A 12,390-nucleotide genomic window follows, 5' to 3' on the forward strand; every position below is an offset into this window, starting at 1 on the left:
GGCTTGCCGGCGATAGCATTGTTTCAGGCGACATCAATGTTGACCGATCTGGCGCTATCGCCAGCAAGCGGGCTCCTACAAGGTCTCTCTGATCAATTCTTCGCCTGCAACGCCTCAAGCTTCGCCGCCACCCCCGCCGCTGTCTGCTCACCCATCAACTGCTCACGCACCTTGCCCTTGCTGTCGATGATGTAAGTCACCGGCAACGCTTCACTGCGCGGCAGCTCGAACAATTCCGAAGGGTCCTGCGCCAGCACGGTGAACTTGATCCCCAGCTTCTCGCTGGCACTTCTCAGCTCTTCACCCTGTACGTTGTCAAAGTTGACCCCGAACACGCCAATCTTCTTGTCCTTGAGCTGCTCAGCCAAGGCATTCAGTTCTGGAATCTCGGTACGGCAAGGCCCGCACCATTCCGCCCAATAGTTGAGCACCAGCCATTTTCCATCCAGGCGATCGGCGACGATTTTCTGACCATTCTGGTCGATGCCATAGTCATTACCGCAGCCCCCCAGCATCAACGCCCCGATGATCGCCAATGCCGCTGCCAGTCGCCTTGTCATGTCGTGTTCCTTGTCAAAAATTGAAATGCGCCTGCGACCCATCGCCTCTCACGGTTCTGGATTGCGCGCTGCACAGTTAGAATAGCCGTCACCTTACGCAAGATGCGACCCGCTCATGACCGATCTGACGCTTTATCACAATCCGCGCTGCTCGAAATCCCGCGGTGCGCTCGAACTGCTTGAAGCCCGTGGCCTGACGCCGACCGTGGTCCGATATCTGGAAACCCCGCTGGACGCCGCGCAAATCCAGAACCTGCTGGGCAAACTCGGGATCGGTGCCCGGCAATTGCTGCGTACCGGCGAAGACGAGTACAAAACCCTAAACCTGGCCGACAGCAGCCTGAGCGAAGCGCAATTGATCGCCGCCATCGCCGCCCACCCAAAACTGATGGAGCGACCGATTCTCGAAGTCGGTGATAAAGCTGTCGTCGGCCGCCCTCCGGAGCTGATCCTGGAACTGTTGCCATGAGTGCGCCCTACATTCTGGTTCTGTATTACAGCCGTAGCGGTTCGACCAATGAAATGGCCCGGCAGATTGCTCGCGGCGTCGAGCAGGCAGGCCTTGAAGCGCGCTTGCGCACCGTACCGGCGATCTCCACCGAATGCGAAGCCGTGTCCCCGCAGATTCCGGAGGAAGGCGCGCTGTACGCCAGCCTCGACGACCTGAAGAATTGCGCCGGCCTGGCGCTTGGCAGCCCGACCCGCTTCGGCAACATGGCGGCGCCGCTCAAGTATTTCCTCGACGGCACCAGCAACCTGTGGCTGACCGGCGCGCTGGTGGGTAAACCGGCCGGAGTGTTCACCTCCACGGCGAGCCTGCACGGTGGTCAGGAAACGACTCTGCTGTCGATGATGCTGCCGCTGCTGCACCACGGCATGCTGATCACCGGTTTGCCCTACAGCGAATCGGCCCTGCTGGAAACCCAGGGCGGCGGCACGCCTTACGGCGCCAGCCACCACGCCGGAGCCGACGGCAAAAGCGCTCTGGATACCCATGAAGTGGCGCTGTGCCGTGCGCTGGGCATGCGCTTGGCGAAGACTGCACAGAAACTGGAGGGCTGACGGTGGCCAGGAAGCCGAAGATTTTGCCCGCCATCGAATGGCTCGAACCCCGTGTGCGAGCCATGCGCGTCATCAGTCTGTTGTGCTTTTTCGGTCTGGTGGGACTGTTGTGCGTGTATTACCTGGCGGTCGCCGATCTGCATGGCGCGCGTCCCTGGGTGATTCTGCTGATCGAACTCGTGCCGTTGCTACTGTTGGCGCCGGGAATGATCGTCGGCAGTCCTCGCGGGCACTCGTGGATGTGCTTTGTGGTGAACCTGTACTTCATCAAGGGCGCATTGGCCGCCTATGACCCGAACCGGCAGATCTTCGGTTTGCTGGAGATGGGCGCGAGCCTGGCAGTGTTCTGCTCGGCGCTGCTGTACGTGCGCTGGCGGTATCAGTTGAACCGCAAGCTGGCTGGCGAGGGCACCCCCTCCGTCGCCTGACCTGACGCCTTCGCCGTCAAGCCGGCTCGTACAGGGTTTGCGGTGAACCTGTAGGAGCTGGCTTGCCAGCGAAGGGGGCGACTCGGTCTCAATGATTGACGGTATACGCCAGCATCATCGATATCTGGCTCATCGCCCGCCCGCCGCTTTCTTCATGCCACTGATTGAACACATCCTGCACCAACGCCAGGTCGCGCAAGCTGGTCGGCACCTTGTCGATGACGTCCTGCGCATTCAGCGCCGCCACCACGTCGTAGCTCGGTACAAAGGTGTCCTTGCCGACCATGCGCAAGAAGCGGGGCGCCGACAAACCGCCCAACTGATGGCCGCGTTTTTTCAGGAAGGTCCAGAGTCCGACGATATCGGTCACCGGCCAATCGGCGATCATCGCGCCGAAGCTGCCCTTCTCATGGGCCACGTCCAGCACGAACTGCGCATTGCGCGGCACGCTCTTGAGTTTGCCCAAGTGGCGGATGATGCGTGCGTCCTGCATCAGTCGCTCAAGATGCTCGGCACTCATCAGCACGACTTTTTCCGGGTCGAACTTGAAGAACACTTCTTCAAAGGCCGGCCATTTCGCGTCCACCAGGCTGTGCTTGAGCCCAGCGCGGAACACGCGCAACGCCATGGTCGAGAGGTAGCGGTCATCGCTGATCTTGCGCAATTGTGCCGGGGTCTTGGGAACGGGCAGATGGGCTTCCAGTTCCGCCGCCGAACCGAAGCGGTTCAGGCAGTACTCATTCAGCCACTTGTAATCGCGCATGCCCTCTCCTGAGGTTTGAAAAATGAACTGGCAACTTGTGACAAAACCTGTGGGAGCCAGCTTGCTGGCGATGGCGGTGTATCAATCAACCTTCATGGGTCTGACACACTGCAATCGCCAGCAGGCTGGCTCCCACAATGATTGCGGTTAGAGATTGACCACGTTGACGAAGCGCGATGCCGCGGACTCGTCGATCTTGAGGCTGGTGAAATCAAACAGGTTGCGGTCCGCCAGTTGCGACGGGATCACATTCTGCAGGCTGCGAAAAATGCTCTCGGTGCGGCCCGGGGTCTTGCGCTCCCAGTCCAGCAGCATGTCCTTGACCACCTGACGTTGCAGGTTTTCCTGGGAGCCGCAGAGGTTGCACGGGATGATCGGGAATTGCTTGAGGTCCGAGTAGGCCTGGATGTCTTTCTCGTTGCAGTAGGCCAGCGGGCGGATCACCACGTTGCGTCCGTCATCGGCACGCAGTTTCGGCGGCATGGCCTTGAGCGAACCGTTGAAGAACATGTTCAGGAAGAACGTTTCGACGATATCGTCGCGATGATGACCGAGGGCCATTTTGGTCGCGCCGATTTCGTCGGCAAACGTGTAGAGCGTGCCGCGACGCAAGCGCGAACACAGCGAGCAGGTGGTCTTGCCTTCCGGAATCAGCTCCTTGACCACCGAGTAAGTGTCTTTCTCGACGATGTGGTATTCGATACCCAACTCTTTCAGGTAAGCCGGCAAGACGTGCTCGGGGAAGCCCGGCTGTTTCTGATCCATGTTCACGGCCACGATCTCGAACTTGATCGGCGCGACCTTCTGCAAGTGCATCAGCACATCGAGCATGGCGTAGCTGTCCTTGCCACCGGACAGGCAGACCATGACCTTGTCGCCGTCTTCAATCATGTTGAAATCGGCAACGGCCTCACCGGCCTGACGGCGAAGGCGCTTTTGCAGTTTGTTCTGGTTGACCGTGAGAGTGCCCATGACGCGAAATCCGTAAGGTGTGACGAAAGGCCGGCATTTTACGCAAAAACACCGCAGGGGCGAAGCGTTCCCGGCTCCCTCTGCAACGACACCCTATCAAACAGACCCTACAGCGATTAACAGCGATGTTTACAGCGCAATTTGCTCTAAAGCCCCTACTCCCTACAGGGAAACTCCTTTCTATACTGCGACATAAGGTCGCACACATATCAAGACCTACACCTTACTTGGCCTATTTGGCCCGTAGGCGCTCCACTGGGGGGCGACGGTAAAAACAAGAGGAGTGACTGGCATGATCCATCACGTTGTGGGGCTCTTCACCCACCCTGACCAAGAATGGAAAGAAATCCGTGGCGATCAGGAGGAAAGCATCAGCCACATGTACCTGACCCATACCCTGATCCTGGCGGCGATTCCCGCCGTGTCGGCCTTTATCGGCACTACACAGGTCGGCTGGGTTATCGGTAATCGACCTCCGGTCATGCTGACGGTTGAAAGCGCGATCTGGATGACTGTCATGTCTTATCTGGCGATGCTCGGCGGCGTGGCCGTAATGGGCGCCTTCATCCACTGGATGGCCCGCACCTATGACGCCAACCCGAGTCTCGCACGCTGTGTTGCATTTGCGACCTATACCGCAACACCGTTGTTCATCGGTGGCCTCGCCGCTCTGTATCCGCACTTGTGGCTGGGGATGATCGTCGGGACTGCGGCTATTTGCTACACGGTTTACCTGTTGTATGTAGGGCTACCGACTTTTATGAACATTCCATCCGACGAGGGCTTTCTGTTTTCAAGTTCGGTACTTGCCGTAGGCCTGGTGGTGTTGGTCGCCATCATGGCATTCACCGTTATTGTCTGGGGACTCGGCGTGGGGCCGGTCTACACTAACTAGTGCTTCACCTAAAATCAGATCTGCCGACACACAGGCCGCCGCAAGGCGGCCTTTTAATTCGCCCGCCAAAACAGCGTTGACGACCATTCGGTGCCCTGGCGATTCGCAAGGCTAAAAGGTTGCGGCATACTCGACTGCTCTGGAGATCCATCAAGCATGCCCGAGCAACTCAATACCCGCGTAGAAGACTGTTTCCAACAAGCCGAATCCTTTTTCAAACGCCCTTTCAAGCGCCCCGTGGTGAGTCTCAAGCTGCGCGGGCAAAAAGCCGGTGTCGCGCATTTGCACGAGAACTTGCTGCGCTTCAATCCGCAGTTGTACCGGGAAAACACCGACGACTTCCTCAAGCAGACCGTGGCCCATGAAGTCGCGCACCTGATCGCCCATCAACTGTTCGGTGACCGCATCCAGCCTCATGGCGAGGAGTGGCAATTGATCATGCGCGGTGTTTACGAACTGCCGCCCAACCGCTGCCATACCTACGATGTGAAGCGCCGCAGTGTGACCCGCTATATCTATAAATGCCCGTGTCCTGACAGTGATTTTCCGTTTTCAGCGCAGCGTCATGGCCTGGTGCGGCAGGGGCGGCGGTATTTGTGCCGACGGTGTCGTAGCACGTTGGTGTTCAGTGGAGAGATGCGGGTCGAATAAGTCGGTTTTTGGTGACGGCACTGGCTTCATCGCCAGCAGGCACTAAAGAACCACCTTGGTACGCCGCAGTTCATCTATCCGCTCAACACTGAACCCCAACTCCCCTAACACTTGATCTGTATGCGCCCCCAACGCTGCACCAACATGCTTGGGCTCAGGCAACCCCTCTGAAAATTTCAACGGACACGCCATCTGCGCCTGGCTCGAACCATCCCCCCGGGGCACTTGTGTCACCAATTCCCGCGTCTGCAACTGTGGATGCTGCAGCGCTTCGCCCAATCTCAACACCGGTTCGACACACGCATCCAGTTCCGCGAACAGCGCGCACAGCTCGGCAAAGTCATGCTTTTCGAATTCGGTCTTCAGCGCGTCTTTGAGCTGCTTCTGATGCGCCGGTTGCGGTGATAACCCAAGGTTCGCCAGCTCCTCCAGACCCAACGCCGCGCACAACTGCTCCATGAACGGCGGTTCCAGACTGCCCACCGACAGCCAGCGCCCATCCCGCGAGCGGTAATAGTCGTAGAAACTGCCGCCATTGAGCATCTGGTCTTGCGGTCCAGGCTCTACGCCACACGCCAGATACCCGGCACCGGCCAAGGCATTCAGGCTGAACGCACAATCGGTCATGCTCACGTCCAGGTGCTGCCCCTGCCCGGTTTGCTGCCGGGCAATTACCGCCGCCAGCAGGCCGATCACCCCGTGCAGCGAGCCACCGGCGACATCTGCCACCTGCATGCCCAACGGCAGCGGGCCACTGTCCGCCCGGCCGGTATAGCTCGCCAGGCCAGCCAACGCCAGGTAGTTGATGTCATGCCCGGCGCGATCCTTGTAGGGACCTGTCTGGCCATAACCGGTGATCGACACATAAATCAGTTTTGGATTGATCGCCTTCAGCGCTTCATATCCCAGTCCCAGGCGATCCATGACGCCGGGACGAAATTGCTCCAGCACAATGTCGTGGTCCTGCAACAGTTGCGTGATCAGCTCCAGCGCTTCAGGCTGCTTGAGGTCCAGCGCGAGGCTGCGCTTGTTGCGATTGAGATAGGCATGGCTGGCCGATACACCCTGATCGTGCGGCGGCAGCACGCGCAGCAAATCCATGCGGGTCGGGGACTCGATGCGCAGCACTTCAGCGCCCATGTCTGCCAGCAACAGTGAGGCGAACGGACCCGGCAGCAATGTCGAGAAATCCAGAATCTTGAGTGATGCCAACGGACCGAGCATGTGCGTTCTCCCTTAACGATGCGCTCAGACTAGGCAGCCGATGGCATTGCAGCAATCACCGTATGCGTCAGTTGTGCTGACCGTTGCGCTCAAACGCCGGGCATGAAAAAACCCGCCGAAGCGGGTTTTTCATCAGGACAAGGCTTACTTGACGCTCGTCGGGGCTGCCGTTTCGACATGGCCCAGAACATCGTCTTTAGGCTCATCGGCAATGCCGCGACCGCCAGAAGCCAGCTCGGCTTGCAGCACGTCGGTGTCCAGCTCCTTGACCCACTTGGCCACAACGATCGTTGCAACAGCGTTGCCGATCAGGTTGGTCAGGGCACGGGCTTCAGACATGAAGCGGTCGATGCCGAGGATCAGCGCCAGGCCGGCAACCGGCAGGTGGCCCACGGCGGACAGGGTAGCAGCCAGAACGATGAAACCGCTACCGGTCACGCCCGCAGCACCTTTGGAGGACAGCAGCAGCACCACCAGCAGGGTGATCTGGTGCGTGATGTCCATGTGCGTATCGGTGGCCTGTGCAATGAAGACCGCGGCCATGGTCAGGTAGATTGCGGTGCCATCGAGGTTGAACGAGTAACCGGTCGGGATCACCAGACCCACGACGGATTTCTGCGCGCCCAAACGCTCCATCTTGATCAGCATGCGTGGCAGCACCGACTCCGAAGAGGAAGTACCCAGCACGATCAGCAGCTCTTCACGGATGTAGCGAATCATCTTCAGCACGCTGAAGCCGTGCAGGCGGGCGATGGAGCCCAGCACGATCAGAATGAACAGCACGCAAGTGATGTAGAAGCAGGCCATCAACTGACCGAGCTGCACCAGCGAACCCACGCCATAGGCACCGATGGTGAAGGCCATGGCACCAAAGGCACCGATTGGCGCGAGCTTCATGATCATGTTGATGATGTTGAACATCACGTGGGCGAACCGATCGATGAAGTCCAGCAGCGGTTTGCCATAGGCACCGAGGCGATGCAGGGCGAAACCGAAGATCACCGAGAACATCAGCACTTGCAGGATGTCACCGGTGGCGAAGGCGCCGACGATGGTGGTCGGAATCACGTTCAGGAGGAAGCCGACGACGCTCTGGTCAGCACCCGCCGCGACATAGCTGGCGACTTTCGAGGCATCCAGGGTCGACACGTCGATGTGCATGCCACTGCCTGGCTGCACGATGTTGACGACGATCAGGCCGACCAGCAGGGCGATGGTCGAGACGATCTCGAAATAGAGCAACGCGTAGCCGCCGGTCTTGCCGACCGACTTCATGTCCTGCATGCCGGCGATACCGCTGACAACCGTGCAGAAGATGATCGGAGCAATGATCATCTTGATCAGTTTGATGAACCCGTCACCCAGCGGTTTAACAGCCACACCGAGCTGGGGGTAGAAATGACCGAGCAAGATACCGATGACAATTGCAACGATCACCTGGAAATACAGGGATTTGTACAGTGGCTGACGAGTCGTCATTGCAAAGTTCCTCAAGAGTGCCCGGTGACAACATCCATCTGTTGTCCGCGACACCGAAATTGCGAACCCTCCTGCACTGGAGGGATTTGTTTTTCGAGCTGCACGTCGGCAGACATCTGCTCGTTGTATCGCAAGGCCCGTGCCACCTTGCGCGAATCCCCCGCAAGCCTGCAGGCATCAAGGACCTCCGGATTTTCCTGGCCATTGGTCCGCGGCCGGTGCATGGCGGATTTCCGCCCTTGCGTCCAAAACCATCCCGCGACTTGGCGGAAATCCGCCTTGTTCTACGCGGTACGGCGCAGCTACCATCGGTCGCTCAAAGGACGGACCTGCCCGCTATGCGTGAACGTACCATCGCCAGTCATTTCGCCCGAGCAGTCCTCGGCGGGGCACATCGACGTGGCTACGACTATTCCAGCCTGCTGCTGCAATTGGGGATCAGCTGCGAGTTGCTCGACGAGCCTCGCGCACGCATTGCTCCGGAGCAGTTCACCCAATTGATCCAGGCACTTTGGCTGGCACTGGACGACGAGTACCTGGGGTTTGGACAGACCCCGAGCAAACCGGGCAGCTTCGCGATGATGTGCCATGCCGTGATTCACTGCCGCAATCTGGAGAAAGCGCTCAATCGCGGCTTATTGTTTTATAGCCTATTCCCTGGGGCTCCGCGCCTGACCTTGACCAAGGAGGACGAATGGGTCCGAATCAGACTGGACGACGCGTCGCTTTGGGATCCGGATCATTTTCTGACCGAGAGTCTGTTGGTGATCTGGCATCGCTTCGGCAGTTGGCTGATCGGCCAGCGCATTCGCCTGGAGCACGCCACGTTCAGCTATCCAAGGCCGGAACACGGTGCCGAGTACGATTTGCTGTTTTCCTGCCCGCTGACTTTTTCCGCAGAAAAGAGCAGCACCGCTCAAAGCAGCCTGCTGTTCCACAGTCGCTACCTGAACATGCCGTTGTTACAGGACGAGCGCACGCTCAAGCACTTCCTCGAACGTTCACCCGCCAATCTTTTATCGCGCCCGGATGACGGCGACAGCCTGAGCAGCCGATTGCGGCGCTTGCTCAGCCGCGACAGCTCACGCTGGCCAGACCTGGAAGCGGTGGCCGCGCAACTGCACATCAGCCCGCAGACTTTGCGCCGGCATTTGCGTGAGGAAGGTTCGAGTTTTCAGGAACTGAAGGATCAGTTGCGCAGGGACATCGCGATTTACCATCTGAGCCGCGCCGACCTGTCGTTGCAACAGATCGCCGAGCAATTGGGGTTCTCCGAACCCTCAGCATTTCACCGGGCGTTCAAGAAGTGGACGGGGCTGACGCCGGGGGCTTATCGGGCGCAGGAGAGCTGAGTTTCAGGACTGGATGTTCGAGTGCGAAATCGGCTACTTCGCGGGCAAGCCCTGCGCCTACAGGTTTGTCGCAAACCTTGAGGGAGCCGGCTTGCCCGCGAAGGAGCCGGTCAGAGCACCATCAACCTCTGGTCAAACCAGCGGAAATTGAATCCGGAATGCCGCTCCACCCATGGGTGAATCCCCGAGTGTCAGCTTGGCGCTGTAGCTCTCGATGATGTCTTTGACCACCGCCAGCCCGATGCCCTGTCCCGGATGTTGACGATCCAGACGCTCGCCACGCTGGAGGATTCGCGCACGCTGGTCCGCAGGTACACCGGGACCATCGTCTTCAACGCATAACTCGCTGCCGCCGGGGATTTCGCGCACGCTGATCCGGATGTCGCGCAGGCACAGCCGATAAGCGTTTTCCAGCAGGTTGCCCATCATTTCCAGCAACGCGCCCTGCTCAATAGGCACATAACATTCGTCCGGCAGATCAAAGGCGACTCTCACATCCTTGTCGCGGTAAACCTTGTCCAGCGTGTCACACAGGCTTTGCAGCACCGGGCGCAGACGCACCTGATGCCGCACTAAACCGCTTTTTCGCAGACTCGCGCGTTGCAGTTGATAGCTGATCTGCTGGCTCATGCGTTCGATCTGGGTTTGCAGCACCCGGGCCTGGTCCCGATTTTCCGGACGTTGCGCCATGTCTTCGCTGACGCCCTGCAGCACTGCCAGGGGAGTTTTCAGGCTGTGGGCCAGATCATCGAGAGAATCACGGTATCGGCTGCGCTGCTCGCGCTCGCTGTGCAGCAATCGGTTCAAGGAGCCGGTCAAGCGCAGCAGCTCCCGCGGGTGTTCCTCGCTGAGGCTTTCACGAGTGCCGCCCTCGATCTGGTCCAACTCCTGACTCAAGCGGCTCAACGCTTTCAAACCCCAGGTCAGCCCGCTCCACAGCAGGGCCAGTAACACCAGCAATGCCGCGCCGAAACCCAGGTAGAGATTTTCCCGCAGGCCTTCCAGGGTGATTTCGTATTCGCGCACCGGTTGCAGCGCAACGATGCTGAACGCGGCACTTTTGCCGCCGAGCAGTTTGACCTCGACGTCGTATACAAAAAATTCCTGGCCGTTGGTTTCGCTGAACCGCGCGAACTCGTTACCGTGTCCGTCGTAGCGCGGTTTGTAATTGATGTGCTCTTCCTGCGTGGCCCTGGATCGCCAGACCAGATGACCTTCGCGGTCATAGATATAACCGAGCAATCGGCTGTCGGTGAGATTGAAGCGCTCGTCGGGCAACTGCGCTGGCATCAGCAACGTATTGTTCTCCACCCGGGCGGCAGAGATCAACGTGGTGACGTCCGACGCCAGGCGCTGCTCGATTGAATCCTGCAAAGCCAGGCTAAACGCGCCCTGCATTGCCGGCAGCAACGCCAGCATGAACAACACCGCCAGGATTGTCGCGGCGAGCATCAAGCGGACGCGAAGCGAGCGAATCAAGTGCAGCGCTCATTGAACAGGTAGCCGAGGCCACGTACGGTATCGATGGGCTTGAATCCGGCCGGACCTTCGAGCTTGCGCCGCAGACGACCAACCAGCACTTCGATCACGTTCGGATCACGCTCGTCGTCATCAGGATAAAGTTGCTCCATCAAACGATCTTTGGGTACCACTTGCTGATGATGGCGCATCAGGTATTCGAGGATGCGGTATTCATACGCCGTCAGCGCCAGCGGTTGCTCATCAAGGGAAGCCTGCTTGCGATTGAGGTCAAGCAGCAGCGGTCCGGCGATGATGGTCGACTGAGTGAACCCGCTGGAGCGGCGTAGCAAAGCATTGAGCCTGGCGTCGAGCTCTTCGAACTGGAACGGCTTGACCACGTAGTCATCGGCCCCGGCAGCCAGGCCTTCAACCTTGTCCTGCCAGTTGCCGCGGGCGGTGAGGATCAGGATCGGGAAGCTCTTGCCGCCCGAACGCAACTGCCGAATCAGATCGAGCCCGCTCATCCCCGGTAGACCAAGGTCGATCACCGCGAGATCAAAATTGAACTGCGCCGTCTGATACAGCGCCTCTTCGGCATTGGCCACAGCCTCGACCACGTGGCCGCTCTCCGTCAGGCGGGTTTGCAGGTGATGGCGCAACAGCGCTTCATCTTCGACGACCAGCAACTTCATAACGCTCTCCCGGGCAAATCAGAATTTCCAGACAACCCTCTGTGGGAGCTAGCCTGCCAGCGATTGCGGTTTGGCAGCCGACAATGCTGTCGAATGTCAGGACGCTATCGCTAGCAGGCTAGCTCCCACAGGGTACTAAGGCGAACAGCTTCAGAAAGCGTAGTTGGCGGACAGATAAGTCTGGGCACTGCTGGTCAGGTCCAGCGAACCCTGTTTGCTGCCGCCGCGCTCGCTCATTTCGGTGCTGGCATTGCTACGCAGGTAACGGTAACCCAGTTCAACCGAGGTGTTTTGCGAAACCTGTTGCAAGACTCCCACCTGGCCGCCGATGGCGTAGCCAATGTCGCTGTCGCGGCTATAACCTGGCGACTCCTGTGTCAGTTTGGTCAAACCGGCCGTGGCCCCCCCGAACAGTTTGGTACTGCCACCCACCGGATAGAAAAGATCGTAGCTGCCCAGCAGGTTTTCCTGGCGCAGTTTAATACCGTTGTGCGAGCCCGACACATTGTCGTAAGTGGCGTAGTAGCGGCCCTGGCTGTTTTGCTGGCCCAGGCGCAGACCCCAGGTGGTGTCCTTGCCGATCACACCATCAGTGTTCGGATGATCGAGATTATCGTTCAAAGCGTGGGACTTTTTGACCTTGTCGCTGGTCTGCCCAAGAGTAAGGCCGGCGAAGTTGTCGTTGGAAGCGAATGCCGCAGTGCTTGCGCCAAAAACAGTAAACGCCAAAAGCAGTTTTTTGAATCCAGTCATGGGGAAGTTCCTTGTGTGCCGTATGTGTTTTGGGTACGAGGCAAGGTTACGCAGCCCGCCCTGAACTCCCCCTGAACGCTCTCTGAACCTGGGCTGAA

General features: G+C 58.9%; 14 protein-coding genes. 6 read left to right on the forward strand and 8 right to left on the reverse strand.

Features of this window, described 5'->3' with window-relative positions; all coding sequences use genetic code 11:
* Positions 1-92: 92 nt before the first annotated feature.
* The gene (locus tag AD668_RS21655) at positions 93-560 is read right to left on the reverse strand and encodes a TlpA disulfide reductase family protein (RefSeq protein WP_053162030.1); all 468 of its coding nucleotides are present in this window, start codon (positions 558-560) and stop codon (positions 93-95) included.
* Positions 561-675: 115 nt separating this feature from the next.
* Here AD668_RS21655 and arsC point away from each other — a divergent pair, with 115 nt between their 5' ends.
* From arsC to AD668_RS21670, 3 genes are read left to right on the forward strand one after another with little or no spacing between them, the layout of a single operon-like run.
* Positions 676-1,029 (forward strand): arsenate reductase (glutaredoxin), encoded by a 354-nt coding sequence (gene arsC / locus AD668_RS21660; RefSeq protein WP_053162032.1) that lies wholly within the window; start codon positions 676-678, stop codon positions 1,027-1,029.
* On the forward strand, positions 1,026-1,622 hold the full coding sequence (gene wrbA / locus AD668_RS21665; protein ID WP_053162034.1) for an NAD(P)H:quinone oxidoreductase: 597 nt from the start codon (positions 1,026-1,028) through the stop codon (positions 1,620-1,622). Before arsC ends, wrbA begins: the two co-directional genes overlap by 4 nt.
* 2 nt (positions 1,623-1,624) lie before the next feature.
* Complete coding sequence (locus AD668_RS21670; protein WP_053162036.1) at positions 1,625-2,050, forward strand: DUF2069 domain-containing protein; 426 nt, start codon at positions 1,625-1,627, stop codon at positions 2,048-2,050.
* Between the two features lie 88 nt (positions 2,051-2,138).
* On the opposite strand, the gene AD668_RS21675 is transcribed toward AD668_RS21670, so the two are convergent.
* Both AD668_RS21675 and ttcA read right to left on the reverse strand, forming a co-directional pair.
* On the reverse strand, positions 2,139-2,813 hold the full coding sequence (locus AD668_RS21675) for a DNA-3-methyladenine glycosylase I (RefSeq protein WP_053162038.1): 675 nt from the start codon (positions 2,811-2,813) through the stop codon (positions 2,139-2,141).
* Between the two features lie 147 nt (positions 2,814-2,960).
* On the reverse strand, positions 2,961-3,785 hold the full coding sequence (ttcA, locus tag AD668_RS21680; protein ID WP_053162040.1) for a tRNA 2-thiocytidine(32) synthetase TtcA: 825 nt from the start codon (positions 3,783-3,785) through the stop codon (positions 2,961-2,963).
* Between the two features lie 292 nt (positions 3,786-4,077).
* Here ttcA and AD668_RS21685 point away from each other — a divergent pair, with 292 nt between their 5' ends.
* Positions 4,078-4,680: a Yip1 family protein gene (locus AD668_RS21685; protein ID WP_053162042.1), complete on the forward strand. Its 603-nt coding sequence runs from the start codon at positions 4,078-4,080 to the stop codon at positions 4,678-4,680.
* A 156-nt stretch (positions 4,681-4,836) separates the two neighbouring features.
* Complete coding sequence (locus AD668_RS21690; protein WP_053162044.1) at positions 4,837-5,331, forward strand: SprT family zinc-dependent metalloprotease; 495 nt, start codon at positions 4,837-4,839, stop codon at positions 5,329-5,331.
* Positions 5,332-5,373: 42 nt separating this feature from the next.
* Here AD668_RS21690 and AD668_RS21695 read toward each other — a convergent pair whose 3' ends face one another.
* A complete protein-coding gene (locus AD668_RS21695) occupies positions 5,374-6,555 on the reverse strand; it encodes a CaiB/BaiF CoA-transferase family protein (RefSeq protein ID WP_053162046.1) in 1,182 nt (393 codons plus the stop codon).
* 144 nt (positions 6,556-6,699) lie between these two features.
* Positions 6,700-8,034: a dicarboxylate/amino acid:cation symporter gene (locus tag AD668_RS21700; protein WP_053162048.1), complete on the reverse strand. Its 1,335-nt coding sequence runs from the start codon at positions 8,032-8,034 to the stop codon at positions 6,700-6,702.
* 338 nt (positions 8,035-8,372) lie between these two features.
* Between AD668_RS21700 and AD668_RS21710 the strand changes: the two genes are divergently transcribed.
* Entirely contained in the window at positions 8,373-9,386 is a 1,014-nt protein-coding gene (locus AD668_RS21710) for an AraC family transcriptional regulator (protein WP_053162052.1), read from the forward strand.
* A gap of 132 nt (positions 9,387-9,518) precedes the next feature.
* Here AD668_RS21710 and AD668_RS21715 read toward each other — a convergent pair whose 3' ends face one another.
* The 3 genes from AD668_RS21715 to AD668_RS21725 form a co-directional block, all read right to left on the reverse strand.
* On the reverse strand, positions 9,519-10,865 hold the full coding sequence (locus AD668_RS21715) for an ATP-binding protein (RefSeq protein WP_053162054.1): 1,347 nt from the start codon (positions 10,863-10,865) through the stop codon (positions 9,519-9,521).
* Positions 10,862-11,539 carry a response regulator transcription factor gene (locus AD668_RS21720; protein ID WP_053162056.1) on the reverse strand — a complete coding sequence of 226 codons (678 nt, stop codon included), beginning with the start codon at positions 11,537-11,539 and terminating at the stop codon, positions 10,862-10,864. Before AD668_RS21720 ends, AD668_RS21715 begins: the two co-directional genes overlap by 4 nt.
* Positions 11,540-11,689: 150 nt before the next feature.
* Positions 11,690-12,292: a hypothetical protein gene (locus AD668_RS21725; protein WP_053162058.1), complete on the reverse strand. Its 603-nt coding sequence runs from the start codon at positions 12,290-12,292 to the stop codon at positions 11,690-11,692.
* Positions 12,293-12,390 lie beyond the last annotated feature (98 nt).

The sequence above is a fragment of the Pseudomonas sp. P1.8 genome (assembly GCF_001269805.1).
In the GTDB taxonomy this organism is placed as follows: Bacteria; Pseudomonadota; Gammaproteobacteria; order Pseudomonadales; family Pseudomonadaceae; genus Aquipseudomonas.